This window comes from Nocardia gipuzkoensis, from assembly GCF_021183645.1.
Lineage (GTDB): Bacteria > Actinomycetota > Actinomycetes > Mycobacteriales > Mycobacteriaceae > Nocardia > Nocardia abscessus.
Genome location: NZ_CP089225.1, coordinates 3003850 through 3030002 on the forward strand (window position 1 = coordinate 3003850; position 26153 = coordinate 3030002).

A 26153-nucleotide genomic window follows, 5' to 3' on the forward strand; every position below is an offset into this window, starting at 1 on the left:
AAGGGCAGATAGCATTGCCAACCGTGCCCGACGCCGCTACCGCTGTTCTGACGAAACCCCCCGCCGCCCCGGTGGTGACCAGGAACGATTTCCGCACCGCCCGGCTCATCGCACTGGTCGCCGGGTTGCTCGGCGCGCTGTTCGCACTGGCGACGCCGTTCTTGCCCGTCACGCAGACCACGGCGGTGCTGAACTGGCCGCAGGGCGGGACGCTCGGCAACGTTCAGGCGCCGCTGATGTCGCAGGTCCCGATCGACCTGAAGGCGACGATCCCGTGCGAGACGATCGCCCAGCTGCCCGAGCGGGGCGGCATGCTGCTGGCCACCGCGCCGCCGCAGGGCGACCGGGCCGCGCTGGAAGCCCTGTTCGTGCGGGTCTCGGAGACCTCGGTGGACGTGATCGACCGCAACGCGGTCGTGGTGTCCGCCGACCGGAGCCGCATGGGCGAGTGCACGTCGCTGAGCATCAGCTCGGACAGCGAACGCACTTACGGCGTGTTCAACGGGCTCACCAAGCAGGTGGAGCGGCCGGTCGAGGGTGGGGCGCCCGGGGCGACCGAGATGGCCACCGTACCGGTGGAGGGGCAGCTGAGCGGCGATCTGCGGCCCCAGGTGGTCGGAGTGTTCTCCGATCTGAAGGGCGCGGCGCCCGCCGGTCTGGCGTTCGACATGACGGTCGACACCCGATTCTCTTCGAGCCCGACCGCGATCAAGCTGATCGCGATGATCGCGGCGGTGCTGTGCACCTTGATCGCGCTGGCCGCGCTGGCCCGTCTGGACAGCAGTGACGGGCGCGGGCACCGCCGGTTCCTCCCGGCGAACTGGCTGAAGCCGACCTGGGCGGACGGCGCGGTGGTCGGCACGCTGCTGCTGTGGCACTTCGCGGGCGCGAACACCTCCGACGACGGCTACATCCTCAGCATGGTGCGGGTGGCCCCGCACGCGGGCTACATGGCCAACTACTTCCGCTGGTACGGCGTGCCGGAGGCGCCGTTCGGCTGGTACTACTACGTGATCGAGGTCTTCGCGGAAATCTCGACGGCCAGCCCCTGGGTGCGGTTGCCCGCGCTGGCCTGCGCGATCCTCTGCTGGCTGGTGATCAGCCGCGAGGTCGTGCCCCGCCTCGGCCGGGGCGTGCGCACCAGCAAGGTGGCGCTGTGGACCGGCGGACTGGTGTTCCTGGCGTTCTGGCTGCCGTTCGACAACGGTCTGCGCTCGGAGCCGATCGTTGCGCTCGGCGCGCTGCTGACCTGGGTGTCCATCGAGCGGGCCATCGCGACCGGTCGCCTGCTGCCCGCCGCGGTGGCCATCCTGGTGGCGGCGTTCACCCTGGCGGCCGCGCCGACGGGCCTGATGTGCGTGGCGGCGCTGCTGGCCGGCATCCGTCCACTGGTGCGCATCGTGGTGCGTAAGCATCGGCAGTTCGCGGCGCTGGGCGCCGGGCGGTGGGGCTCGACGCTGCCGCTACTCGCCCCGATCGGCGCGGCCGGTGTGCTCGTGCTGACGGTGGTCTACAGCGACCAGACCTTCGCGGGCATCCAGGAGGCCAACCGGGTGCGTCAGGTGACCGGGCCGAACCTGGCCTGGTACGAGGACTACCTGCGCTACTACTACCTGTTCGTGGAGACGGTCGACGGCTCCCTGTCGCGCCGTTTCGCCTTCCTGGTGATGCTGCTGTGCCTGTTCACCACCATGCTGGTGCTGTTGCGGCGCAGGCTGGTCCCCGGCATCGCGAGCGGGCCGACCTGGCGGCTGATGGGCGTGGTCTTCGGGACCATCTTCTTCATGATGTTCAACCCGACCAAGTGGACCCACCACTTCGGCGCGTACGCGGGCATCGCGGGCTCGCTGGCGGCGGTCACTGCGGTCGCGGTCTCGGCGAGCGCGCTGCGGGCGCGCAAGAACCGGGCGATCTTTCTGGCCGGGTTGCTGTTCGTGCTGGCGGTGGCGTTCTCCGGGATCAACGGCTACTGGTACGTGTCCAGCTTCGGCGTGCCGTGGTTCGACAAGCGGATCTCGCTGCACGGCTATCAGTCGAACACCGTCATGCTCATGCTGTTCGGCCTGGCGCTCGCACTGGTCGGCTGGTACGCGCTGCGCGAGGACTACACCAAGCCGCAGCCGTCGGCGAAGACGGCGCGCGGCAGGCGGATCCGCCGGTTCGCCGCGATCCCGCTGACCGTGGTCGCCGCGCTGATGGTCGCGCTCGAGGTGCTCTCCCTGGTCAAGGGCGCGGCCTCGCAGTACCCGGCCTATTCGCTGGCCCGGTCGAACATCGATGCGCTCGGCGGCAGCACCTGCGGCCTGGCCAACGACGTGCTGGTGGAGCCGGACCCGAACGGTGGCAGGCTGGAGCCGATCATCGACCCGGCCCGTCCGGTGACCGATCCGCTCGCGGGGGTCGATTCGGTCGGATTCGACCCGAACGGCGTGCCCGACGATCTGTCCGCCGACAGCGTCGAGGTGAAGCCGGGCACCGGCAACACCTCCACCCAGTCGGTGGGCGCGGCGTTCGCGGAGGGCCAGAGCGCGGGCACCGGCGGTGGTCAGGGCGCGCTCGGCGTCAACGGCTCCACCGTCGCCCTGCCGTTCGGCCTCGACCCGGCGACCACGCCGATCCTCGGCAGCTACCAGAACGGCATGCAGCAGCCCGCGAACGTCACCTCGAGCTGGTACCAGCTGCCCGCCCGTTCGGACGACAAGCCTCTGGTGGTGATCTCGGCCGCCGGCCGCATCCTCTCCTTCGACGACACCGGCGCGATGAAGTACGGCCAGTCGCTCACCGTGGACTACGGCAAGCACCTGCCCGACGGCACCGTGCAGAAGCTCGGCACCTACCTGCCGCGCGACATCGGCCCCTTCCCGTCCTGGCGCAACCTGCGGGTGCCGCTGGACGAGATCGCCCCCGACGCCGACGCGGTGCGCATCGTCGCCAACGACCCGATCCTGATCGGGGACCAGTGGCTGGCGTTCACGCCGCCGCGGATGCCGAAGTTGCAGACGCTCAACAGTCTGCTCGGCTCCCAGCAGCCGATCCTGCTGGACTGGGCGGTGGGCCTGCAGTTCCCGTGCCAGCGGCCGTTCGACCATGAGAACGGTGTGGCCGAGGTGCCCGGCTACCGCATCCTGCCGGACCGTCCGCTGGCGATCAGCTCGACGAACACCTGGCAGGCCGAGGAATTCGGTGGCCCGCTCGGCTTCGCGCAGATGCTGGCCAAGTCGACCACGGTGCCCACCTACCTGAAGCACGACTGGGCGCGTGACTGGGGTTCGCTGGAGCGCTACGACCAGTACGACCGCAACGCGGTCCCGGCGAAGCTGGACACCGGCACCGCCACCCGCTCCGGCTTCTGGTCCCCGGGCAACCTGCGGGTGTTCTGATCGGTTTTGCCCGAACACGGTGCCGTCGCGTAGGAGTCGACCTGCGCGACGGCCCGTCGCATCACACGATGCGTTCTATACACACGTGAGTGTGTATATTTGGTCATATGACTCGGCTCAACGTTTACGTCCCCGATGAGCTGGCTGAGCGCGCCCGTGAGCGGGGGCTCAACGTGTCTGCGCTGACCCAGGCCGCGATTCTCGCGGCACTCGAAAAGAGCGCGACGTCGGCTTGGCTGGCTGAGTTCGACGACGACCGCCCCGAGGTCTCGCACGAGGCCGTTCTTGCCGCCATCGATGCGGCGCGGGATGAGTTCGGCCGGTGACCGATTCCGAACAGATCGTTCTGGATGCCAGCGCGATGGTCGACATCCTTGTGCGCAATGACCGCACGGCCGCTGTGATTTCGAGGATCACGACGACAGTCATGCATGTCCCGGCGCACTTCGACGCCGAAGTCCTGTCCGCACTCGGGCGACTGAACCGAGCGGGCGACTTGACCGATGGCGACGTCGAGACCGCACTGAGCCGCCTCGCCCGCGCGCCACTGACCCGGCATCCGCTTCTGAACCTGACCAAAGGCGCTTGGGCTCGTCGTGCTGCGATCAGGCTGACCGATGCGCTCTATGTCGAACTCGCCGAACAACTGGACATGCCGCTGATCACCACGGACGGACGCCTCGCTCGAGCATCCTCGCGTGCCGAGGGAATCCGCGCTGCGGCGGAACTCCGCGAATAGCCGCAGCGCGGGCGCCTGGCGGTGGTTGTCACGGAGCCGGGCGACGGAATCGAGCGGTACCGGCTTTCCGAAGGACGTGTATATACAGGGCCGCCGCGCAGATAGGAATCCTGCGCGGCGGCCCTGCCGTTCGTTTACCGGTGCGGAACCGGGGCTCAGACCTTCAACCGAAGACCGAGCTCGCGCCGGAGCACCTCTTGCGAAGGGAGGCGGCCGAGCACGCGCAGCACCGCAGGCCGCAGCTCCCGTTGTTCCTCTTCGCTGAGCAGTCCGACAAGATCGCGCAGATCCATTTCATCGAATGCCGTTGTCATGGAGATCAGATTAAGGCCAGGAGCCCGATTCGTCCTGCGATGCTTCGCCACAGGTGGGAGCATATTTTTCAGACCGGACAACCGGTTTACTGCCCGGTGCTGTCGTAGCGCTCCCGCGCGGCGATCACGTCGTCCATGCGCGTTTCCGCCCAGGCTTTGACGGCGCTCATGACCGGTTGCAGGCTGTGCCCGAGCGGAGTGAGTTCGTAGTCGACTCGGACCGGCACTTCGGCGGTGATCCGCCGCTCCACCAAGCCGTCGCGTTCCAGGCCGCGCAGCGTCTGGGTGAGCATCTTGGGGCTCACGCCCGCGATGACCCGATTCAGCTCGGCGTAGCGCAGTGGGCCCTCGGCGAGCGCGGCCAGCACGAGGCTCACCCACTTGTCGCTGATCCGGTCCAGCAGCTGTCGCGTCGGGCACTCGGCGATGTACGCGTCGTACCGCTGTTTGGCCAGGTCGCGGCGCTGCGCCGCGGTCGTTGTCGCCATCGAAGTACCTCGCTACCTCTAACGCACTTTCAGGTAACTACTACCCGGAAGATAGTACTACTCCTAGGTTGGGCGATGTCCTAGAGGAAGGAATCTCATGCGTGCAGTAGTGGTCCGTCACCCCGGTGTGGTGGAGATCCTGGAAGTACCGACCCCGCAGCCGGGCCCGGGGACGATCCGCATCGCGGTCGCGGCGGCGACGGTGAACCCGGTGGATCTGATGGTGCGCGCGGGCGTCGGCGGCACGCCGTTCGCCGCGCCGCGTGACCGATGGGGCGTCGGCTGGGACGTCGCGGGCACGGTGGACGCGACCGGCACGGGCGTCACCGAATTCACCATCGGGCAGGCCGTGATCGGCATCAGCGACCGGCTCGACGTCTCGCTCGGCGCCCAGGCGGACTACGTGGTCCTGGAGGCCGGAAATGTCGCGCCTGCGCCGGTTTCGGTCTCGCCGGTGCAGGCGGCCACCCTTCCGCTCAACGGTCTCACCGCCGTCCAGGCGCTCGCCGCGCTGGATCTCGCGTCCACCGACACGCTGCTGGTCACCGGCGCGGCAGGCGCCGTCGGTGGCTTCGCCGTCGAACTTGCCGCGGCGCGCGGGCTACGGGTGATCGCCTCCGCCTCGCCCGCCGACGAGGACGCGGTCCGTGCGCTCGGCGCCACCGATTTCGTCTCGCGCCACGCGTCGCTCCCGGAGGCCGTACGCGCCTTGATTCCGGGCGGAGTGGACGCCGCCCTGGACGCCGCCGCACTCGGCCCCGAGACGCTCGCCGCAGTGCGCGGCGGCGGGCGTTTCGTTTCCATCAGCGTCCCGAACACTCCGATCCCGCTGCGCGGCACCGACGTACGCACGGTCCTGGTCCGCGCCGACCGACCGCAACTCGACCAACTCGTCGCTCACGTCGACGCGGGCGAACTCACACTCCGGGTAGCCGAAACCCTGCCCCTCACCTCCGTCGAAGCCGCCCAGAAACGCCTAGCGGCAGGCGGCGTCCGCGGCCGCCTCGTGCTCATCCCCTGACATCGGCCGTGAGTGGCACATAGCCATCATGTGCCTCTCACGGATGAGGCTTCGCGGTCAGCGGATGCGGATGGGGGTGTCGGTGGCGAGGCCGTTGGTGGTTTGGACGGTGACGCCGATGGTGGCGGGGGTGACGTCCGGGGCGTAAGGGGTGAATTTTTCGAGGGAGCCCCAGTCGCGGGCCCAGTCGTGGCCGAGGTAGCTGGGGACGGTTTGGGATTTCAGGAGGAGACCGGTCCAGCCGAGGGGGCCGCCGCCGATGTCGTCTTGCCAGGCGTTGGAGGCGTCGGAGCCGACGCGGTCGGGCAGGATGCGCCAGCGCGGGATCTCCGCGACGCCGTCCTTGTGGTCGAACGGACGCTGGCACGGGAACGCCAGGCCGACGTGCCAGTCGAGCAGCACCGGATCGCGCGGCCCCACCACGGAGTTGAGCGTTGTCAGCTTGGGCAGCCGGGGCGGGGTCACGGCCAGCCACTGCTTGGGCGTGATGTCGTTGTCGATCGCGACCAGCCGCACCGCGTTCACTTCCGCGGGCAGTCGAGCCAGCGGCACCCGCAGGTTGCGCCAGGACGGCGCGGGGCCGATGTCCAGCGGATCGATCGAGCCGAGCGTGCTGACTTCGCCGTCCGCGCCCCGGACGCCGTACTCCAGGTGCAGTTCCTGTCCGTAGGTGAGCACACCGTCGGCGTCGATCGAGCGGATCCGGCCCGCCGCGGTGATCGCGAGCACCTGGTAGGCGGGGTCGTGGCGCATGCTGTCGGTCAGATCGAGGCGGTACCACTGGGTGGTCAGCTTCGCTTGCTGCTGCTCGCCCTCCTGGTAGCTGCCCAGCACCGGGGTCTTCGCCGGGTCCAAGCCGAACGGCAGCGCGACCGTGCTGCCGTTGATGCCCGCCTGCTCGGTGGTGCCGCCACCGGTGCCCGCGCCGGTGGTCTTGGTCGTCTTGTTCTCGGAGTCCTTGTCCACCGAGTTCGCGCCGCCGGTGACCGTCTCCTCGGCGTCGGCGGTGAGGTCGCCCGCTACTCCGTTCGAGGTCCAGCCCTTGTTCTGCGCGGCCAATCCGTCCGCGGGCGATCCGGTGACGGGTTGCAGCAGCGAATCGGCGGTGTCGGTCTCCACCAGCACCTCGTTCGCCAGCGCGCACGAATCCCCGCGCATCGATTCCACGTTCGACTTGGTGATCGAGTAGGCGGGGTACTGCGTGGCCGCGGCCTTGGTCAGCGAGGCCACCTCGAAGATCACCAGCAGCGCGGCGGCGACGGTGAGCGGCGCCGAGGCCCACCGGTCGAAACGCCGTGGCGCCCCGCGGCTCTCGCGCCGGTACGGCTCGCGGTAGTGCAGCCAGATGGCGATCAGCAACGCGACGCCGCTGAGTCCGAGGAACAGCGTGGACAGCCCCTTACCCGCGAGCAGCGGAGCCTTGTCCCACCACGGGACACCGTAGCTGGACACGTACCACCACCCGTTGGAGCCGGTGAAGGTCACGGCGAGCAGGAACAGCACCGCGGCGGCGAACAGCGCGCGGTTGCGCGGTGAGCGAATGCCGGTGGTGCCCACCGCGACCGCAGCCAGCGCGGCCAGCGAACCGGCCAGTCCGGCGTACACGCCGAAGTGGTGGGTCCATTTGGTGGGGGTGAACATCATCAGGAACAGCGACGCGAACACGATGCCCAGAATGCGCACCGAAGGGCCGCGCGAGGTGCCGGGAATCCGCCCCTTGCGCAGCACTTGCAGCACGCAGACCAGCAGGCACAGCAGCATCACCAGCACGCCGAACCGCCGCGCCAGCGAACCGTCGGGCGAGAGCATGAGCAGCGAATCCCAGCGGGTGCGCTCGTCGAACCACGCGACGTTCGGGCCGACGATCGTGCGGACCCGGGTGGCCTCCAGCACCGTCGCCAGCGTCTGGTCGGCGAAGATCACCACGAGCACCAGCGTGCCTGCGGCCAGACCCGGTGCGAGCAGCGCGGCGGACCGGAACACCGTGGCGGCCCGGGACGGCTTGCGCACGTCCGCGGGGGCGTTCACGGCGGCCGCGGCTTCGGTGGAGCCTGCGGCGGCCGCGTCCGCGTCGGGCCCGGTGCGGGCCGGGACGACCCCGCGGGCTCGTTTGACGATGATCAGCAGCACCGGTCGCGAACCGGCGATCAGCGCCGCGATGCAGATCAGGCCGGTGGGACCGGCCGCGAGCGAGAACGCGGCGATCAGGACGGCCACCGCGGCGGGCAGCAGCCGTCCGGTGGCGATGGCGCGTTCGATCGAGCACCAGGTGAGCAGCGCGCCCGCCGCGATCAGCGGCTCCGGGCGCAGACCGTTGTCGTAGGGCAGCCAGAACGCGAGGAACACCAGTCCCGCCGTCCACAGCGCCACCTTGTTGCGCCGCACCCGGGCGCCCAGGCGCGGCAGCACTTCCCGGCTGATCACCAGCCAGCAGACGACGCCGGCCAGCAGGGTGGGCAACCGCATCCACAGGCTGGCGTCGGAGACCCGGGCCATCCAGGCCAGCACCTCGTAGGACCAGCCGAACGGGGCCTCGGGCACCGCGAACCAGCGGTAGTAGTTCGCCATGTAGCCCGCGTGCTCGGAGGCGCGCGCCATGTTCAGGATGTAGCCGTCGTCGGAGGTGTTCGCCCCGATGACGTGCCACAGCGCCAGAATGCCCAGCACCGCGCCGTCCGCGGGGGTGACGCGCCACCAGTGGGCGGGCAGGAAGCGCCGCGGTTTGCGCCCGTCGGTGGTATCCAGTAGATGCAGTGCGACCAGTGCGATCAGCGTGAACACGGCGGCGGCGATCATGGCGGCCAGCTTCAGCGGCGTCGGCGTCGAGGAGAAACGCGAGTCGATGTCCGCGTGCACCTGCGCCCCGGTGAGCCGGCCCGCGTCCAGATCGGTGAACACTCCCACCATCTGCGGCCGGATGTCCCGGCCGACGGTGGACCGGAACGGCGTGCCGTCCTGCCGGGTGACCCCGGTCAGTTCAGCGGTCGTCGCGGCGGCGTCCGAGTCGACGCGGATCGTCGCGCAGGAGCCGATCTCGGACAGCGGCGCCGACAGCAGCGGGATGTCGCGCAGCACCACCGAGAGGACGCCGTCGCCGACCGAGACCACCAGCCCCTTGGTCGCCGCTTGGCCGGAGGACACCGGAGCGGTGGACAGCAGCGTGCCCGTCGCGCCGAGTTCGCCCACCAGCGAGCAGGGCAGCGTCGCGCGCAACCGCAGCGGCTCGTAGGACACCAGCGGCGCCGCGACGCTCGCGGGGCCGGGCTGGGGCCAGTCCAGGCTCGCCCGGTCCTGCCGCACCGGCAGCAGCGGGGTCAGCAATGCCAGCAGGAATCCGAGAAGCCCGGAGAGGAGGGCGATCAAGCGGATACGGGTGAACGCTCGAGTAGATCGGTCCGGTCGCACGGTGGTTGATGCTAGCTACCGCCCGGTGTGATGCCGACTGCCCCCGACGACCGCAGCGTATGAACGTCCCACAGCCAGACGTCCTCGACCCGGGTGGGCGCGAAGCCGAGCAGCTGCGTGACGGTTTCGCGGAGCACCTCGCCGTTCTTCGTCGCGGGCAGCACCAGCACGTCGGCCTGCCAGAACCGCAGGTCGGTCAGCGCGCGGGCGCGCACGTCGGCGTCGATCGGGGGGACCACCCCGGTGTCCTGCGCCTGCACCAGCAGTGCGGTGGTCGGGCGGGTCTCGGGGCCGTAGATCCCTTTCTTGGTCGTCCCGGTCGGGCCGACGAAGTAACCACCGGCCAGCGGGAAGGAGAAACCGGCGTCGGCCTGCCAGCGCAGCGCCCGCGCGTCGGGCGGCCGGGGCGGCGGCACCATGACCACCGAGCCGTCGCCGACGTAATCGCGGACGGTGCCGTCGGCGAAGAAATCCGGTGTCGGCGCCCGTTCCACGACGGGGAGGATGGTCGGGGTCAGCGGCAGCAGCGCGCAGATGACGGCGGCGAACCACGCGAGCGGCTTCCAGTCCACCGCCGACTGCGTCCAGGTGGTCACCGCCCGCTCGGTGGCCAGCGCGAGCACCACCGCGATGGCCGGGATCGCGGCCATGCTGAGCCTGCTCTCCAGCACGGTGTTCAGCAGCGGCACCTGTTCGGCCCAGCGCCAGGGCAGTTCGACGCCCGTCGGCCGCTTGCCGATCGTGGCGACCGCGCCCAGCGACAGCACGCCGAAGACGGCGATCACGATCCCCGCGGCCCGCACGACGCGGTCGCGCCACAGCAGTCCCACCGTGCACACCACCAGGAGCAGCAGCGGCCAGCCGAAGTAGGCGTTCTGCTCGGTCGGGTTGATCGCCACGTTCTCGCCGGGCGCGAATACCCCGCCCAGCGATTCGGAGGGGAACTGCACCAGCGCTCGCAGGTCGTTGCCCATCGGCCCGTGGTCGATCGAGCGATAGCTCTGTGGTCCGAAGAACTGCCACCACAGCGGAATTTCGGTGAGCGCCAGCGTGATCACCGCGGCCAGCAGCAGGGTCGGGGCGAGCGTCCGCGTCACGCGCCGTGCGATGCCGGGAACATGCAGGTAGTAGACGAGCGCGAACAGTCCGAACGCGAGAGCGAAGATCAACAACGGTTCCTCGCCGAGCGCGATCTGCAGGGCCACCAGCAGACCGAGGGTGACGGCATCGCGCACCCGTCCGCGCGGCCGGTCCGGTTCCGCCGCGGCGGCTCGCCGCGCCATTCCGATCAGCCGGCCCGCGATGATCGGAAGAAGCAGCAGAACGACGAAATTCGGATGCGCGTTGGCGTGCGAGATCATCCCGGGCGCGAAACCGCAGAACAGGCCGCCGATCACCGCCGCGACCCGGGAACGGACGAGCGTATGGGCGAACAGGAGATACCAGGCGAACGCGGTCCCGGCCAGGCCGAGGGTGAGCACGAGCACGAACGTGACGGTGGGACCGAACAGCAGGGTGACCGGTGTCAGCGGCACGCCGACGCCGAACATGGCCGTGTTGGCCATCATGTTCACTCCGGCCGGGAAGTTCTGCAGATCCGTGCCGAGCGGATTCCGCAAGGTGGCCACCGAGTGCGCGGTGACCGCGAAGAACCACTCCCACATCGTCTGGTCCTGACCGCTCTTGATCAGGTATCCGCTGCCGGTGTCGCGCCACTGACCCGACAGCACCGTCGCGGCCAGTGCCAGATAGCCCATGCCGACGAGTAGATCGGCGCCACCGATTCGAAAAGTCCGGCGCGTGCGCGTGGGGCTGCTGAGCACTCCGGCCGCCGTCGTCTCGCTCGTCGCGACTGCGACCGCCGCCGATTCCGCCTGTTCGCCGGGATCGACGTCCTGTGCCCATGCCACCTGCGCATCACTCCTCGCCAGCGCTGAATCAGTCGCCTTTCGTACCAACCACGCTGTGCGCGGACCGACAAACGAAAGGGTTATCCATTCGGCGCGAGTTCAATCACCCGTGTGGGTGAGATCGCTCAGCGGTGCACGGTGACGAGGGTGAACGGCCCGATGTCGGTGTTCGTGAAACGCGGGTCGGCGAACAGCTCCTTGGGGAAGCTCACCGAGTAGCGCTCGACGTTCGGGTCGTTCGGGTAGACGTCCTTGGCCAGCCGCAGCGTGTAGGCGTCGCCGCTGCGCCGGAACAGGAACGCGTCCGGCGCGCGCCACGGGCTCGTCGCCAGCGCGTCGAGCAGCTCCTGCGGCGTCTTCAGCTTGCTCCAGCGCTCGATGGTCGCTGCCCGGCCTGCGAAGTCGGCCAGCGGGTTGGCGTAGTGCGAGGTGAGGGCCTGGAAGCCGAAGTAGGGATAGAAGGAGAGGAAGCTGGTGTCGGCGGTGAGCACCACTGTGTCCGAGCGCGGCCGTCCGGTCTGCGCGGTGAGCGCCGCGTCCACCTCGTCGAAGTGCGACACCGCCGAGACGCCCCGCTGGTCGGCACGGTTTCCGTCGCCGTCGGTGTCGGTGTATGCGGTGGTGATCTCCGAAGACAGGACGTGCGGGATGTCCTGGCTGAAGGCCAGCGCGCCGATCGTCGCGACGACGATCGCGACGATCCGGAACCGGGCGGGCTCGTTCAACGCCTGGTAGATCGCCCGCGCACCCTCCACGAAGCCGAACGCGCCCGCCACCGACAGCAGCACCAGCAGCACCGGCTCCAAGCGGAACGACAGCAGTGTGGTGCCCGCGGCGGTCGCCGCCATGGACAGCAGCGTCCACAGGTAGATCGCCGCCACACCGACCCCCAGCGCCTGCGCCCGTCGCGACGACGCGGCGCGCAGAACCAGCCAGATCGTGCCGATCAGGCACAGCGCGCCGAGCAGCGAGAAGTGGAACATCGGAAGTGGCAGCTCCGCGCCGGCTTCCGGCAGGTAGTGCAGGGCGGTCCCGGAACTCGCCGTGGTGCTGCGCAGCGCCTTCGCCAGGTACGGCCCCCATACGACGAGTGCGATGAGACCCGAGATCGCGCCGATCACCACCAGCCGCGTCAGCGGCGGGATTGCCGCGCGCCAGGCGGGACGGCCGGCGTCCACGGCCTCGCGGGGACGGCGTGGATGGTTCGTCCGGCGCTGTTGACCGACCGCGAGCACGGCCGACAGCAGACCCATCAGGGCCACCGCGAAGGCGGCCACCAGGAAATAGAGCGTGTAGAAGGTGGCTGCCCAGCCGAGGAACAGCCCGGTGCCGACAACCGCACCCCAGCCGCCCGCGGTGCGGTGCTCGGCCGATCCCGATCGCGCGTCCTCCAGGGGCCGGTACAGCGCGCCCCAGGCGAGCACGAGCGCGGGCGGAAGCAGCAGCACGATGACGGCGCTGTACGCCTCGGGCGCGGCGTAGGCCAGCGTGACCGCCGTACTCGCCGCCGTGACGCCCACGGCCCAGTCCGCGCGGATCAGCTTCGACCACAGCACCAGCGCGACGACCGCGGCCACCGCGAGGAAGCCGATCGCGTACGGCTTGAACACCTCCCAGCCGTCCATGCCGAGCAGGTTCGCCACCCGTCCGCCGATCCAGAACCAGCCCGCGGGGTAGAACGACGGCAGATCCGTGTACGTCATGTCGCGCAGCGCGGCGGAATCGGTGAGCCGAGTGAGGAATTCGGTGCGGAACTCCTGATCCACCGAGACGCCGAACAGGTACAGCTTCGTCGCCGCCAGCGGCATACCGAGGGTGAACGTGACGAACGTCGAAAGACCGACCCAGGAAAGCAGTTTCGCCGCCCAGGGCCACTTGTGCAGCCGCAGCAGCGCGATGGCGACCGCGAGCAGCGCCGCCGCGCCGACCTGCCCCACCGTGGTCAGCGCCCGCGTCACGTTGGAGGAGTTGAAGGCGGGCCACTGCACCATGGAGAACGCGACGAGCCCGATGGCGGCCACCACCGCGGCCACGAGGGCGGCGAGCGCGGCCTCACCCACCCCGGCGGCGATCTGCCGCACCACCAGCGCCTTCCGCCCCGGCGCCGGGGCCGGATCGACGGGACGCGGCGGCGCTGCGCCGGTCGCGGTCACCGTGCTCAACGGACCGCTCCGCGCACGTCGCATGGGGTTACTCGCATGGCGCCTCCGGGTTCACAGGATCCACTCCGTCAGACGATAGGTGCCCGCGCGATCATCGATCACGCGGGCACTGGGTCCGAGCTCGTTCGCCGAAGGTCAGATCGGCAGTCTGCGGAAGATCGAGCGCGGGACGTGCCGCAGGACCATCATCACGTAGCGGAAGGCTCCCGGCGCCCAGACCAGTTCCTTCCCCTTCTGCGACGCCGACACCGCCAGCACCGCGATGTCTTCCTTGTCGACGGTGAGCGGAGCCTCTTTGACGTGCGCGGAGAACCTGGTCCGCACCATGCCGGGCCGGATCACCAGCACGCGGGGCCCGTGCGGGCGCAGCGCTTCGCCGAGTCCGAGGTAGAAGCCGTCCAGGCCAGCCTTGGTCGACCCGTAGACGAAGTTCGAGCGGCGCACCCGTTCACCGGCGACGGAGGACAGGGCGATGATCCGCCCGAAGCCCTGCGCCTTCATCTTCTCGCCGACCAGGACGCCGACGGACACTGCCGCGGTGTAGTTGACCTGGGCGACCAGCACCGCCTTGCGCTGGTTCTGCCACAGCTCTTCGGCGTCGCCGTCGAGCGCGAAGGCGACGATGGCGACGTCCACGTCACCGGAGTCCCACGCCGCGTCGATCACCTTGGCGTGGCCGTCGGTGTCGAGCGCGTCGAAATCGATGACGTCGACCTCGCTCGCGCCCGCGGCCTTCATCTGGGCGACCGCGTCCTCGCGCAGCGGATCACCGGGCAGCGCCGCGAGGGTGATGCGCGCGGGGCCCTTCTTCAGGTACTCCGCGCAGATCGCCAAGCCGATCTCCGAGGTGCCGCCCAGCAGCAGAATCGACTGCGGGTTGCCAACGGCATTGATCACTGCAGCTCCAGCCTTCTCGCCATATCGGACATGAAAACACCGGTGGGATCGACGCTGCGGCGGACCTTGATCCAGTCGTCGATCCGGGGATACATCTTGTGGAAGGTCTCGGCGGTGGTCCGCGAATCCTTCGCGGTGTACAGCCGCCCGCCGAACTCGAGCACCCGCCGGTCCAGTTCGCCGACGAGTTCGTTGAGGCCCGGCTTGATCGGGAAGTCGACGCAGATGTTCCAGCCCGGCATCGGGAAGCTCAGCGGGGCCTGGTTGCCCGGGCCGAACAGCTTGAACACGTTCAGCGCGGAGTAGTGCCCGGACGCCTGGATGTCGACGATGATCCGCTTGAACTCCTCGACCGCCTCGGTCGGCACCACGAACTGGTACTGCAGGAAGCCGTTGGAGCCGTAGCCTCGGTTCCACTCCGCGATCATGTCCAGCGGGTGATAGAACTGCGTCAGGTTCTGCACCTTGCCGGTGTAGTTGCCGCCCATCCGGTAGTACGCCTCGCCGATGGACATCAGCGTCAGCTTGTTCATCGTCCAGTTCGGGAAGATGTCCGGGACGGTCATCAGCTGCGGCGCGTCGAACTTCAGCGGTTTGCTGCGCAGCCGCTTCGGCAGCTCGTCGAGCTTCGCGAGCCTGCCCCGGGTGATCGTGGCCCTGCCCAGCTTGGGCAGCGGGCTGATCACGTCGAACCAGGCGCTCGAGTAGGTGTAGTTCGACTCGCTGCCGTCGCTGTGCGCGGCGATGGTCTCCTCGAGGGTCGTGGTCTTCACGCCGTCGTTGAGGAAGTAGGCGGTCTCTGTCGGCACCATCTCGATGGTCGCGCGCATGATGATGCCGGTGAGCCCGTTGCCGCCGACGGTGGCCCAGAACAGCTTGGCGTTGCGCTTCGGCGTGAGGTGCTGAACCTGCCCGTCGGCGGTGAGCAGATCGATCGAGCGCACGTGGTTGCCGAAGCTGCCCTCGCTGTGATGGTTCTTGCCGTGGATGTCGGAGGCGATCGCGCCGCCGATGGTCACCTGGCGGGTGCCGGGCAGCACCGGCACCCAGAGGCCGAACGGTAGCGCGGCCTTCATGAGCTGGTCCAGGCTGACGCCGCCGTCCACGTCCACGATCCGGGTGTCGCGATCGATGCGGTGGATGTTGTTCAGCGCGGTCATGTCGACGACCAGGCCGCCCGCGTTCTGCGCGTGGTCGCCGTAGGAGCGGCCGAGGCCGCGTGCGATCACGCCGCGCCGCAGGTGGGCGGGCTTGCTGTCGTTGTCCTCGGCGACCATGGCGACTGCCTTGGCGATCAGTTCGGGATCGCTGGTCGAGAGCACTTCGGAAGAGGTAGGCGCGGTGCGACCCCACCCGGTCAACGTACGGGTGCGCGTCGGAAGAGTGAACGCGGTACCCGCGGCCGGGTCGTCGTTCGTGACGCCGGCGCCGTTCCCGGTTGTCTTGGTGGCGGTCGGAGCTTTCGTGGACATCGGCATAGAGGCTACAGGTATGACGGCGGATCGGGTCGGGGTCGCTCTACCCATGGGTAGTGACGTACGCGTCGTTCAGCACCGAATCCGCCGCTCGCCCCGGTCGGCGCTACGCTCGTCGGCGTGCAAGCCGAACCCCACCTGCCGCTTCCGGCGGAGTTGCCCCTGGTCGACGAGCCCGGCGGCACCGAGGTCGACCTCAGGACGCAGATCATCCGGTTCACCCTGACCGGCGGGTTCTCGGCCGTCGTCGACTATGGGCTCTACAGCCTGCTGCTCAACCTGGTCGGCCTCCCGGTCAGCGTCGCGAAGTCGATCGGCTTCGTGGCGGGCACCACAACGGCCTACCTGATCAATCGGCGCTGGACCTTCCAGGCCCCACCCAGCCGCGTCCGCTTCCTCGCGGTGGTCGCGCTCTACGCGGTGACCTTCGCGGTGCAAGTCGGCATCAACACAGCCCTGTACTTCACCCTGCCCGACGAGTGGTGGCGGCAGCCGCTGGCCTTCGTCGTCGCCCAGGGCACCGCGACGGTCATCAACTTCGTCGTCCAACGCTTGGTGATCTTCAAGATCCGCTGAGCGATGAGCGGGCCCTAGCATCCTGCTCGGGATTCGAAACCGGCCGGATGATCATTCCAGCCAATCATCCGGCACATCCGGTTGATCCGATATCACCCGCTCTACATCAGGGAGAATCTGGTTGAGCATCTCGAAGGCTTCAGCCATCTCCGCGTAGATATACAGGCGAGAGTCAGGCTGAAACGTGCGACAGGCAGCGGCGGCTCGTGTGGGAGGGTGCCGCCGAAAGCAATGGCCCCAGCGCTCACACCGTGAAGCAGGTACGTCGTGCCCCCCGCTCCCGGAGAGAATGGTGGCGCGGTCGGGGTGGGGGTTACCGGCGCGCTGAAGGAGGGTCCTGCTGGTCCTGCCTTCCCGCTCGTACCGACCCTATCTCGATCGCTCCGTCGAAAGTGCCGTCGACCACTCGCACCCCAGTTCCGGTGGATTGCACCTCCCGGATCCGCAATGCCGCTGCGGCGACCCGTTCCAGATCCACACCAACTGCCGCTCCCGCCGCAGTCTCATGGGCGCGCACCATCGCGATCAGCGTCTGGGCTGCCGCCAGCAATTCCGCATCCCCGTCAGCGCCGGCACGCTGCAGATCCTCGGCCAACTCCTGGCGGCGGTGCTCCGAAGCCGGCCGCTGCTCCAGCGCGACCACGTCCACCTGCCCGTAGCGGTTGTTCACCAGGCTTTTCAAGTGCTGATAGGCATCGGCCACTGCCTGTTTGGCGGACTCACCCAATCCCGCGACCGCACCCGCTGCCAACGCCTGGGCCACGATGACCGCCACTGTCTCTGCCACCACGACGCCATCCCCTCCCGATCCTTGCACCCGGAACGGATGCGCCTACCGACCTTTGACCGCAGAACTCTACGCTCGCCACCACACCAATGGCCGATAAACCGAAACAAGCAGCACGATTTCGCTCGGGTCCTCAGCGCCCAGCCGGCTGTACCCAGCGGCGCAGGGCGTCGATGGTGGTTTCCGGTGAGGTGTTGAAGCAAAAGCGTATTCCGGGCGCGAGTTCGGTGACCACATTCACGAGACGTTCGAACAGCAGGGTGTGCTCGGCCGCCATGCGTACGCCTGCGCCGATCATGGCGACATGGAATGACCCGCCCGCTGCGCATTCGCGCAGTTTCGTCTCGGCCGCATCGGGGTCGGCGGGCACCTGGCAGGAAACGAGGTCGAATCCGGCGTCGCGGAGCGCGGCCTCGCCCGCCTCGATGCGCGCGGTGAGGGTCGCTTCGTCGATAGCCGGGTAACGGCTGTAGTCGACGGCGCTGGGATGCAGTCCGATCGACAGCACGGTCGTGTCGCTGGAATTCTGTCGTTCCACTGGATGATCCTCCGGTCTCACCATGAATATGAACAGTGCCACGCACAGGCCCAGCAGCGTGACGACCGCCGCTGCCCTCACCACGGGGTGGTTCCATTCCTATCGAAGAACCCGCCGGTGGGCCCGTCGGGACCTACGGATGCCAGCTCGACGATGGCGTCGGTGCCCTCGGTGACGGTCTGCAAACCGGTATGACCGTTGAGGTCGGTGGCCGTGAAACCGGGATCCACCGCATTGACATGGATGTCGTTCAGGGCGAGGGCGTACATGGTTGTGAGCATGTTCATGGCGGCTTTGGTCGTCGGGTAGCCGAGTGCGAGCGGCAGGCGGCCCTCCCACTTCGGGTCGGTGAGCGTCGCGATCGATCCCATGCCGCTGGAGACCATGACGATGCGCGGGTGATCCGAGGCGCGCAGCAGCGGCAGGAAGGCATGAATCACCCGGATCGGGCCGAAGACATTGGTTTCGAACGCCTCGCGCACCTCATCGACGCGCGTATCAGCCGGATGAGTGCGCGGGCCACCGATAGCGGCATTGTTGATCAGCACGTCGAGGCGGCCTGCATAAGCCTTCACGGCGTCGGCCGCCGCGGTCACGGATTCGTCCGACGTCACGTTCAGTTGGACGAAGCGGGCCTGCCAGCCCTCCTCGGCCAGTTCGGCCACCGCCCTGGTGCCGCGCACAGTGTCGCGTGCGGCGAGGAACACCTCCCAACCCGAGCCGGCCAGTCTGCGTACGGTTTCGCGCCCGAGTCCTTTGTTCGCTCCGGTCACCAGGGCAATCGTCGTTGTCGTCATGGTCGTAGCCTCGCGCCGGTGACCCGCCGACTCCAGGGCCTGCGAGGCATGGGACTGCCGGTACCACCCCGGACCGTCGGTCCTGCGGCAGGATGTGCAGGTGGACAGAGTCGAATTGGCCATGGTGCTGCGCACCGCGCGCTCGCGCATCCAACCCGCCGCCGCGGGACTGCCAGGCGGATCCCGCAGGCAGGTTCCGGGGCTGCGGCGCGAGGAGGTCGCTCAGCTGGCCGGGCTCAGTGTCGATTACATCGTCCGGCTCGAGCAAGGGCGCGGCCCCAAACCCTCTGAGCAGGTGCTGGACGCATTGTCCCGGGCGCTGCGGTTGACCGACTCCGACCGTGATCTGATCTTCCGGCTCGCCGGATCCGATCCGCCGCAGGCCGGGCGCATTCCCATGCAGATCCGCCCCAGCGTCCTGCGCCTACTGGACCGCATGGTGGACCTGCCCGCCCTGGTGCTGTCCGCCAAATCCGATGTGCTGGCTTGGAATCCGCTGGCGGCGGCGCTGTTCGGCGACTTCTCCGAGCGGCCACCGGCCCAGCGCAACATCATGTGGCAGCGGTTCCTCGGCGCCGGGCTCGACCGGTTGGTCATGACGCAGGAGGAGGAAGCGGCCAACGCCGTCGACTGCGTCGGCTGTCTGCGCACGGTACAGGCCAAGTACCCGAAGGATCCGGGCCTCGCGCAGCTGATCGACGAACTTCGATCCGGTAGCGCGCGATTCGATGAGCTGTGGCGGGCGGGACGTTCCGGACGGCTGCGCAGCCTCACCAAAACCGTCGCACACCCGGACCTGGGCATCCTCACCCTCGACTGCGACGCCCTGCTGGTAGCTGAGGCCGATCAGAACGTCGTCGTCTACTCGGCCGCCCCGGGCACTCCTACGGCCACGGCCCTCGAGCTTCTCCGTGTCACCGGCCTGGAACGATTCGAGCCGACCAACTAATGTGCCGTGGCCGCCCTCGCGACGAGATAGGTGGCAACCGAGGCTGATTCCGCGGCCAAGTGGGTCGGGTTGGTCGCGATGAACAGTGAGTCGGCGGCCAGATTGCCGACCAGGTGCCAGGCCGGGTCCGGGTGTCCATCGACAAGGAGGCGACGGGTGCCGGACTGCGTCCGTAGGCCTCCGGTCGGCGCGAACTGCGCCGCGCCGGCCGCGAGCAGCGACTCCAGCAAAGGCTCGGTTGCCTGAGGTGTCGTGTAAGCAGGCGGATTTACCGCGTTGACGACGATATCGGCGGTCCACACCGTCTCATCGGTGATGCGGAAACCATCTTCGTCATCGGCCTCGATCTTGGTGACGCCACGATGCAAGCGCAGCTGCCCCGAGTTCAGCAGCTCGAGGACGATAGTGGCGTTGTGCGGAACCATAGGTGAGGTCAGGCTGTTGATCGTGCGGAAGTATTCGGCGCGCAGCAACTCCTGGTGTCGGACCGGGAGCGCGGGCCACAGAATGGGCCCCACCATCCGGGTCACCATGACCAACAACCGGCGGCCGAGCTCCGGGGAGTCGATCTCGGCGATCTGACGCTTCAATCGGGTGACGGGCTCGTCGGCTCCGGTGTCCAGAATCTCCGCCGCGAACCTGTCGAAGTCTTCGCCCAGGTCGTCGAGTTCGGCGCGCATGAGCGCGACCACATCACCGAGGCCTGCGCCCGCTGCCGCGAGGCGCATCGCGTTGGGCGGGACGAGGTGACGCGGCGCCAACGGCGTGGGACGCTGCATCACAAAGGGAAGGACACCGCTTCGAGACAGGAAGCTGATCGGGCCGATGTGGCCGTTCGCCTTCAGCGATGCCGCGATATCCACCGCCGTGAGACCGCTGCCGATCACCGCGACATGCGCATCCGGGCGCACGTGGGTCAGCGTGTCCGCCAGCGGATACGGCTCGACGAAGAACCCGGCGTTTCCGGTGAGCCCGTAATGGTCGCGAGGGCTGCCGCTACCGACGCAGAGAACGGCATGGTCCACGTGATAACGACCGCCGCTGCCGGTGACCAGAACATTCGAGTCGTCGCGCACGAATCCTGTGACGGGCTCGTTCACCACTTCGATCCGCCAACCTCCATTGCGCAGTCGCGCGATAGCCGTCTGGGCGGTCTCTTCGAGGTAATCGCCGTACACCCTGCGGGGGACGATGGGCACGCCCAATCCCTCGTCGTGGAACATGCTCCAGTCACCGTGCTTCCGCAGCCAACGTTCGAAGTGTCCTGCGTCATCGAGGCGCATCGACATCCGTGCGGGTGGGGCGTTCACGCGCACCGCATCGAGGTCCGGCTGGTACGGGCGGCCCCGCCACAACACGGGCGAGGCATCGAAGACCGTGATGTCGCCGGGCAGTGGATCCAGCCGGGCGAACGCATCGAGCAGGCCCACACCTGCGACGCCTGCTCCGACGATGCCGATCTTCATCGCTTCTCCATCCTGTGGTCGGTTCGCGGAAGGTGGGGCCTAGGACCCCGGCGAACCCTGCGCTGTGTCTGCGCAGCCAGCGTCGCTCGGCGGGTTCACGAGTGGAATCCCGCGATTGCGGGGACATGGTCGACACGTAGGGCGTCTGCGGGACGGACGATGGTGGTGAGAGTGTGGCGGGACCGGCCTCCCGAAAACCGCGGGAAGCGATCCCTCGATTGCGGGATGGTCGGCCTCCACAGGCGAGACCAGAATGGTCGATATGAGCGCGTCCGGCCATACGATCGAGGCCCTGTTCACCAGCATCGACCGGGCGTCCGACGCACATGCGCTGTTCGCTGTCGCGTCCACCCGGTTGCGCGAGATATCTCCGTTCGACGCTGCGGTCTGGGTGGCGACCGACCCGCTCAACGGCCTGACCACCGCACCGGTGCGGGTGGAGAACCTGCACGAGGGAGGATGCGGGGACTACTGGGAAACCGAGCTCTCAGCCGAACATGTGAACACGTTCCGCGATCTGGCACGCGCTTCGGTGCCCGTGGCGGGGCTGCGCGAGGCCACTGGAGACCGCCCTGCATCGAGCCCCCTGTACCGAAAATTCATGTGTCCACGCGGTTTCGATGATGAGCTGCGGGCAGTTCTTAGGGTCGACGGCCAACGATGGGGACACCTCAGCCTGTTTCGCGAGCGAGGGCGACATCCGTTCCGCGACGAAGACATCGCGCTCGTCCACGCGATCTCCGTTCCGATGGCGCGGAGACTCCGGAGCTTCGCGCGTCCGGTAGCCGGCGCTCCCCGAGACCTGGGCGCGACTCCCGGCATGCTGCTGTTCGACACAGCAGGCTCGCTCGTATCGATCAACGACGAGGCGCGCCACCTACTCGCCGAAATGCCTGTCGGTCCCGCCCTTCCGACTGAGAAGGGGATCGCCCTGCCCCTACCGACCTGGGTCCTCACCACTGCGGGCCATACTCGGATGACCGGAGAGAACGCACGTATTCGCGTCCGGACGAGAACCGGACGCTGGTTGGTCTGTCACGCGTCGAGCCTGCGGGACAGCGCCGACGCAGCGGCCATGACCGCACTCGTTCTCGCACCGGCCAGACCCACGGACGTGGCATCGCTGATCGTGGCGGCCTATGCCCTGACCGATCGAGAAGTGGATGTCACCGAACTGATCGCCCGAGGTCTGTCCACCGCGCAGATCGCCGCGCAACTGTTTCTGTCGGCACACACCGTCCGCGACCACGTGAAAGCCATCTTCGAGAAGGTCGGTGTCACCAGCCGCGGCGAACTCGTCGCCAAACTCTTCACCGACCACTACGAACCCACCGCCGCCCGAAACACACTGCGCATCGTGGACGGCGATATAGACCAGCGACTCATCTGATGCGGACCTAGCGAAAGATCGAGGTCAGATCGGTGTTCCCACAACTGGGGTCACCTTGCTTGCTTGGGGGATCAGCACTCGGGTAGGGCTTGTGATGTGCGGCGCAAGTGGCGCTGGTCGAGAAAGGGGTGCCGATGCTCATCGAATTCTTGTTGGGTATGTGGAACAACATTCTGACCACCGGCAGACCGTTTCTGGGCTCCTGAACCACCTCGCCGCTCAGCGAAGCACGCAGAACGGCCCGGCCTGACCTTTCCAGGTCGCCCGCTGGCAGTCATCCTGTCCGGCGTCCTGCATCACGTGCCCGACAAACTCGACCCCGCCGGAATCGTCGGCGAGTACACCGAACTCCTGCCGCCCGGTTCACATCTCGCGCTCAGCCACTACCTCGATCCCAGCGGCGATCCCGGCGCTAACCGACTCGCACGCGAACTCGAGCATCGATTCGTCCACGGGCTGGGTTCGGGCTGGTTCCGCACCCGGGAACAGATCGCCTCCTACTTCGGCGGGCTGGAGCTGATCGACCCGGCCTGGTCGAGCTGGGCGACTGGTGGCCTCGCGGTCCCGCGCTGCGCTCACGATCGCTGGAGGGGCGGCTGATGTTGGGCGCGCTCGGCCGCGTACCGACCTTCAGGGACCACTGATCAGCGTGTCGGCCAGCTCGTTCTTCTGCGCCTTCGCGCCGAAGTAGTCGCCGCCCTTGGCGCGCACGTTGTCGGTGCCCCACTCACGCTGTTCGCGCGGGGCGGGCACCAGGTGCGGGATGTGCTTGCGGCAATGGATATAGGCCTCTTCCACGTCGACCACTACCCAGTGTTCGGCGACGCGGCCCTTGTGGTTGACGGGCAGGTCGGTGACGACGCTGCGGAGGGCTGGGTCGGAGACGAGGTGTGCCGAACCATTGATGTGCAGTCCGATGAGGTCGCGCACGAAATCGATGAGCAGGATCCCGACGTGCGGATTCTCCAGGATATTGCCGAGACTGGCCATCACGCCGTTGCCACGGTATTCCGGGTAGGCGATCCTGCGCTCATCGATGACGTGGAGAAAACCGGGCAGCCCGGCCCGGAAAGTCGAGTCGCATTCGCCGTGTTTGTCCGCCGTGGCGATGAACGCCATGTCCATCCGGCCGATGAATTCGATCATCGTCGGATTGAGCCGATCGAGCACCTGATCGTCGTAGAAGCGCTGGGCTCGATCTTGCGTTCCGTACCGTTCCTGCAGCTCACGCTCACCGTCGCTGCCGTTGTGTGTGCCGGGCATTGCCGCCCCCTCTGGTCGCCGGAATGCTGGGTTCACCAGGCTCGACGTTGAACCGCGGTCGTACCGAGATCGCGCCAATTTTAGATGATCCGTACCCGGCAAAACGTCGGAATCCACGTAGATGATGCCTGTGATTCGCGTGCGGCGCAGGGGTTTCCGTAGATTAGCTAAGAGCCGACCGGCCGGAATTATTTCCGGCCGGTCGGGATTTGCGGAAGTGATGTGCGGTGCCTCAGGCGGGGGTCAGCGTGACCGGAACACCGTTGAACACGGCGTTTCCGGAAGGCGCGTCGACCACCGAATCATCGGTGAGCACATTGGCATTGACGCCGGCGTGCGCGCGGGCCACGGTCTGCGTGCTGTCGACATGTCCCCACCCGTGCGGCAGGCTCACCACGCCGGGCATGATGGCCTCGGTCGGCTCCAGCGGAACCGTCAGCGTCCCGGCGGCGGACTTGACCACCGCTCGGTCGCCGAGTCCGAGTCGCGCCACGTCGGCCGGATTGATGTGCAGTGTGCAGCGATTCGATCCGCTCACCAGCGTTGCGATGTTGTGCATCCAGCTGTTGTTGGACCGCAGCTGCCGCCGCCCGATCAGCACGATCTCCGGTGCGGCGTCGGACAGTCGCGCCCGCATCCGCGCCACGTCGTCGAGCAGCGGCCGCGGGGCGAGGTCCACCTTCGCGGTCGCGGTGCGGAGCACGCCGGGCAGGCGTGGCTGCAACGGGCCGAGGTCGATGCCGTGCGGGTTGTCCAGCAGCACTTGCAGGTTGAGGGTGCCGCCGTTCCATTCCCCGTACGGTCCGAGACGCAGCATCAGGTCGATGCGCTGCTCGGTGCTGTTCTCGCCGATCAGGTCGCCGCGCCGCTGCGCGAACCCGGCCTTGTGCAGCAGCCCCGCGATGACGAGTTCGTCCACGGCGGTGAGCGGATCCACCCCGTCGGAGCCGTCGTGCGGCCTGCCGGTCAGCGCCGCGGCGAGACGAGCAAGGACGGCGGGCTCGGACGGCCGGTCGCCCAGTGGCACCAACGGGCGCGAGTAGCGGGTGTAGTTCCGCACGGCGAATTGCAGAAGCGCGAAATCGTAGTGCGCCGACTGGGTGGGGCGCGGGGGAGGCAGGATCACATCGGCGTGCTTGGTGGTTTCGTTCAGGTACCGGTCCACGCTCACCATGAAGTCGAGCTGGGCGAACGCCTCGTCCAGGCGTGCGCCGCTCGGCGCGGACAGCACCGGGTTCCCGGCTACCGTCACCAGCGCGCGGATCTGCCCCGGGCCGGGCGTGGCGATCTCGTCGGCGAGCGTCGCGACGGGCAGTTCACCCATCGCCTCGGGCAGCTCGCGTACCCGGCTTGTCCAGCGCCCGATGCGGAACGGCCTGGTACGCGGGATGCCGCCCGCGGCGGCGGTGGCGAACATCGCGCCGCCAGGGGAATCGAGGTTGCCGGTCAGCGCGTTGATCGCGTCGACGAGCCACTGCGTGATCGTGCCGAACTCGGCGGTGCAGGTGCCGATGCGGGCATACACCGCCGCGGTCGGCGCTGCCGCGAGTTCGCGAGCCAGGCGCACGATCGTGGACGCGGGGACGCCGGTGCGGGCCGCGACCGTATCCGGGTCGAAGGCCGCGGCGGCCGTGCGCAATTCGTCCAGGCCGGTGACCTCGACGCGCAGATCGGTCAGCTGCTCGGCGAACAGCGTGTGCACGATGCCGAACAGCAGGTAGGCGTCACTGCCCGGCCGGATGAACAGGTGCTCGTCGGCCAGTTTCGCGGTGCGGGTCACCCGGGGGTCGACCACCACGAAGCGGCCGCCCCTGCCGCGCAGCGCCTTCAGCCTGCCCGGGAAATCGGGTGCGGTGCACAGCGAGCCGTTCGATTCCAGCGGATTCGCCCCGAGCATCAGCAGATAATCGGTGCGGTCCAGATCGGGCACCGGCACGGTCAGCGGGTCGCCGAACATCAGTCCACTGGCCACCTGCTTGGGCATCTGGTCTGCCGTGCTGGCCGAGAAGATGTTCTTGGTGCCCAGCGCCCGCAGCAGTATCGGCAGGTACAGCGCTCCGGCCACGGTGTGCGCGTTGGGGTTGCCCAAGTAGGCCGCAGCCGATTGGTTTCCGTGCTCGGCCACCACGGCGGGAAAGCGTTCGGCGATGTAGTCGAAGGCTTCGTCCCAGGTCGCGCTACGCCAGGTGCCGGTCGCGCGATCGCGGATCAGCGGTTCGGTCACCCGGTCCGGGTCCTCGTCGAGGTGGCCCAAGCTGGCCCCCTTCGGGCAGATGAAGCCCTTGCTGAAGGGGTCGCTGCGGTCGCCGCGGACCGAGGTCACGTGGTCGTCGGGGTCCAGGGTGAGTTCCAGGCCGCAGACCGCCTCACAGAGTGGGCAGGTCCGCAGCAGATTGCGCGATTGCGTGATCGGGGCCATACCCCATCTTGTCGTCCGGTGGCGAAACTGAAAAGCGAACGCACGATATCGACAACGCCGAACATCGACAACGCCGAACGACCGGTACCCGGCGGCGCTCCGGGGTGGGGAGCCGGAGCGCCGGGATGGATACCGGTCGCAAACAGGCCGGGTAGCGTGGCCCCGGCCCGCGATCAG

General features: G+C 68.3%; 21 protein-coding genes. 8 read left to right on the forward strand and 13 right to left on the reverse strand.

Features of this window, described 5'->3' with window-relative positions; all coding sequences use genetic code 11:
* Window positions 1-23: 23 nt before the first annotated feature.
* The 3 genes from LTT66_RS13590 to LTT66_RS13600 all read left to right on the forward strand — a co-directional run bounded on the left by LTT66_RS13590 (window position 24) and on the right by LTT66_RS13600 (window position 4119).
* Entirely contained in the window at window positions 24-3380 is a 3357-nt protein-coding gene (locus LTT66_RS13590) for an arabinosyltransferase domain-containing protein (RefSeq protein WP_233067370.1), read from the forward strand.
* 107 nt (window positions 3381-3487) lie between these two features.
* Window positions 3488-3706 carry a type II toxin-antitoxin system CcdA family antitoxin gene (locus LTT66_RS13595; RefSeq protein WP_233067373.1) on the forward strand — a complete coding sequence of 73 codons (219 nt, stop codon included), beginning with the start codon at window positions 3488-3490 and terminating at the stop codon, window positions 3704-3706.
* Window positions 3707-3741: 35 nt separating this feature from the next.
* Window positions 3742-4119, forward strand: coding sequence for a type II toxin-antitoxin system VapC family toxin (locus tag LTT66_RS13600; protein WP_332909691.1), 378 nt, complete (start codon window positions 3742-3744; stop codon window positions 4117-4119).
* Window positions 4120-4274: 155 nt separating this feature from the next.
* Here the strand turns inward: LTT66_RS13600 and LTT66_RS13605 are convergent, their stop codons facing one another.
* Window positions 4275-4433, reverse strand: coding sequence for a hypothetical protein (locus tag LTT66_RS13605; RefSeq protein ID WP_168434190.1), 159 nt, complete (start codon window positions 4431-4433; stop codon window positions 4275-4277).
* Between the two features lie 86 nt (window positions 4434-4519).
* Window positions 4520-4921: a winged helix-turn-helix transcriptional regulator gene (locus tag LTT66_RS13610; protein ID WP_181723283.1), complete on the reverse strand. Its 402-nt coding sequence runs from the start codon at window positions 4919-4921 to the stop codon at window positions 4520-4522.
* A 97-nt stretch (window positions 4922-5018) separates the two neighbouring features.
* Here LTT66_RS13610 and LTT66_RS13615 point away from each other — a divergent pair, with 97 nt between their 5' ends.
* Window positions 5019-5942 carry an NADP-dependent oxidoreductase gene (locus LTT66_RS13615; RefSeq protein WP_233067376.1) on the forward strand — a complete coding sequence of 308 codons (924 nt, stop codon included), beginning with the start codon at window positions 5019-5021 and terminating at the stop codon, window positions 5940-5942.
* A gap of 57 nt (window positions 5943-5999) precedes the next feature.
* Here the strand turns inward: LTT66_RS13615 and LTT66_RS13620 are convergent, their stop codons facing one another.
* The 5 genes from LTT66_RS13620 to LTT66_RS13640 form a co-directional block, all read right to left on the reverse strand.
* Window positions 6000-9347, reverse strand: coding sequence for an arabinosyltransferase domain-containing protein (locus LTT66_RS13620; protein ID WP_233067378.1), 3348 nt, complete (start codon window positions 9345-9347; stop codon window positions 6000-6002).
* 11 nt (window positions 9348-9358) lie between these two features.
* On the reverse strand, window positions 9359-11170 hold the full coding sequence (locus tag LTT66_RS13625) for a glycosyl transferase (RefSeq protein ID WP_408638845.1): 1812 nt from the start codon (window positions 11168-11170) through the stop codon (window positions 9359-9361).
* Between the two features lie 212 nt (window positions 11171-11382).
* Complete coding sequence (locus LTT66_RS13630) at window positions 11383-13443, reverse strand: galactan 5-O-arabinofuranosyltransferase (RefSeq protein WP_408638791.1); 2061 nt, start codon at window positions 13441-13443, stop codon at window positions 11383-11385.
* Between the two features lie 111 nt (window positions 13444-13554).
* Complete coding sequence (locus LTT66_RS13635) at window positions 13555-14316, reverse strand: decaprenylphospho-beta-D-erythro-pentofuranosid-2-ulose 2-reductase (protein WP_181723278.1); 762 nt, start codon at window positions 14314-14316, stop codon at window positions 13555-13557.
* The gene (locus LTT66_RS13640) at window positions 14313-15794 is read right to left on the reverse strand and encodes an FAD-binding oxidoreductase (protein ID WP_233067383.1); all 1482 of its coding nucleotides are present in this window, start codon (window positions 15792-15794) and stop codon (window positions 14313-14315) included. The genes LTT66_RS13635 and LTT66_RS13640 overlap by 4 nt, the downstream gene beginning before the upstream one ends.
* A gap of 117 nt (window positions 15795-15911) precedes the next feature.
* Between LTT66_RS13640 and LTT66_RS13645 the strand changes: the two genes are divergently transcribed.
* On the forward strand, window positions 15912-16367 hold the full coding sequence (locus tag LTT66_RS13645) for a GtrA family protein (protein WP_233067385.1): 456 nt from the start codon (window positions 15912-15914) through the stop codon (window positions 16365-16367).
* Window positions 16368-16680: 313 nt separating this feature from the next.
* Here the strand turns inward: LTT66_RS13645 and LTT66_RS13650 are convergent, their stop codons facing one another.
* From LTT66_RS13650 to LTT66_RS13660, 3 genes are all read right to left on the reverse strand, one after another.
* The gene (locus tag LTT66_RS13650; RefSeq protein WP_233067387.1) at window positions 16681-17154 is read right to left on the reverse strand and encodes a hypothetical protein; all 474 of its coding nucleotides are present in this window, start codon (window positions 17152-17154) and stop codon (window positions 16681-16683) included.
* A gap of 133 nt (window positions 17155-17287) precedes the next feature.
* The gene (locus tag LTT66_RS13655; RefSeq protein ID WP_233067390.1) at window positions 17288-17692 is read right to left on the reverse strand and encodes a hypothetical protein; all 405 of its coding nucleotides are present in this window, start codon (window positions 17690-17692) and stop codon (window positions 17288-17290) included.
* 77 nt (window positions 17693-17769) lie between these two features.
* The gene (locus LTT66_RS13660) at window positions 17770-18489 is read right to left on the reverse strand and encodes an SDR family oxidoreductase (protein WP_233067391.1); all 720 of its coding nucleotides are present in this window, start codon (window positions 18487-18489) and stop codon (window positions 17770-17772) included.
* A 100-nt stretch (window positions 18490-18589) separates the two neighbouring features.
* Here LTT66_RS13660 and LTT66_RS13665 point away from each other — a divergent pair, with 100 nt between their 5' ends.
* Window positions 18590-19438, forward strand: a complete 849-nt coding sequence (locus LTT66_RS13665; protein WP_233067394.1) for a helix-turn-helix transcriptional regulator — start codon at window positions 18590-18592, stop codon at window positions 19436-19438.
* Here LTT66_RS13665 and LTT66_RS13670 read toward each other — a convergent pair.
* Window positions 19435-20904 (reverse strand): FAD/NAD(P)-binding protein, encoded by a 1470-nt coding sequence (locus tag LTT66_RS13670; RefSeq protein ID WP_233067396.1) that lies wholly within the window; start codon window positions 20902-20904, stop codon window positions 19435-19437. The two genes, LTT66_RS13665 and LTT66_RS13670, sit on opposite strands and share 4 nt — an antisense overlap.
* Window positions 20905-21166: 262 nt before the next feature.
* Between LTT66_RS13670 and LTT66_RS13675 the strand changes: the two genes are divergently transcribed.
* Complete coding sequence (locus tag LTT66_RS13675; protein ID WP_233067398.1) at window positions 21167-22294, forward strand: helix-turn-helix domain-containing protein; 1128 nt, start codon at window positions 21167-21169, stop codon at window positions 22292-22294.
* Window positions 22295-22594: 300 nt separating this feature from the next.
* A complete protein-coding gene (locus LTT66_RS13680; protein ID WP_233067400.1) occupies window positions 22595-22894 on the forward strand; it encodes an SAM-dependent methyltransferase in 300 nt (99 codons plus the stop codon).
* A gap of 30 nt (window positions 22895-22924) precedes the next feature.
* Here LTT66_RS13680 and LTT66_RS13685 read toward each other — a convergent pair whose 3' ends face one another.
* Both LTT66_RS13685 and LTT66_RS13690 read right to left on the reverse strand, forming a co-directional pair.
* Window positions 22925-23557: a pyridoxamine 5'-phosphate oxidase family protein gene (locus tag LTT66_RS13685; RefSeq protein ID WP_233069219.1), complete on the reverse strand. Its 633-nt coding sequence runs from the start codon at window positions 23555-23557 to the stop codon at window positions 22925-22927.
* Window positions 23558-23789: 232 nt separating this feature from the next.
* Window positions 23790-25976: a molybdopterin-dependent oxidoreductase gene (locus LTT66_RS13690; protein ID WP_233067402.1), complete on the reverse strand. Its 2187-nt coding sequence runs from the start codon at window positions 25974-25976 to the stop codon at window positions 23790-23792.
* Window positions 25977-26153 lie beyond the last annotated feature (177 nt).

Bases quoted from the DNA above. Each gene is read 5' to 3' on its own strand.
- LTT66_RS13595 (WP_233067373.1), top strand. From the start codon at position 3,488: ATGACTCGGCTCAACGTTTACGTCCCCGATGAGCTGGCTGAGCGCGCC.
- LTT66_RS13600 (WP_332909691.1), top strand. From the start codon at position 3,742: ATGGTCGACATCCTTGTGCGCAATGACCGCACGGCCGCTGTGATTTCG.
- LTT66_RS13605 (WP_168434190.1), bottom strand. From the start codon at position 4,433: ATGACAACGGCATTCGATGAAATGGATCTGCGCGATCTTGTCGGACTG.
- LTT66_RS13610 (WP_181723283.1), bottom strand. From the start codon at position 4,921: ATGGCGACAACGACCGCGGCGCAGCGCCGCGACCTGGCCAAACAGCGG.
- LTT66_RS13615 (WP_233067376.1), top strand. From the start codon at position 5,019: ATGCGTGCAGTAGTGGTCCGTCACCCCGGTGTGGTGGAGATCCTGGAA.
- LTT66_RS13630 (WP_408638791.1), bottom strand. From the start codon at position 13,443: ATGCGACGTGCGCGGAGCGGTCCGTTGAGCACGGTGACCGCGACCGGC.
- LTT66_RS13640 (WP_233067383.1), bottom strand. From the start codon at position 15,794: ATGCCGATGTCCACGAAAGCTCCGACCGCCACCAAGACAACCGGGAAC.
- LTT66_RS13660 (WP_233067391.1), bottom strand. From the start codon at position 18,489: ATGACGACAACGACGATTGCCCTGGTGACCGGAGCGAACAAAGGACTC.
- LTT66_RS13670 (WP_233067396.1), bottom strand. From the start codon at position 20,904: ATGAAGATCGGCATCGTCGGAGCAGGCGTCGCAGGTGTGGGCCTGCTC.
- LTT66_RS13675 (WP_233067398.1), top strand. From the start codon at position 21,167: ATGAGCGCGTCCGGCCATACGATCGAGGCCCTGTTCACCAGCATCGAC.
- LTT66_RS13685 (WP_233069219.1), bottom strand. From the start codon at position 23,557: ATGCCCGGCACACACAACGGCAGCGACGGTGAGCGTGAGCTGCAGGAA.
- LTT66_RS13690 (WP_233067402.1), bottom strand. From the start codon at position 25,976: ATGGCCCCGATCACGCAATCGCGCAATCTGCTGCGGACCTGCCCACTC.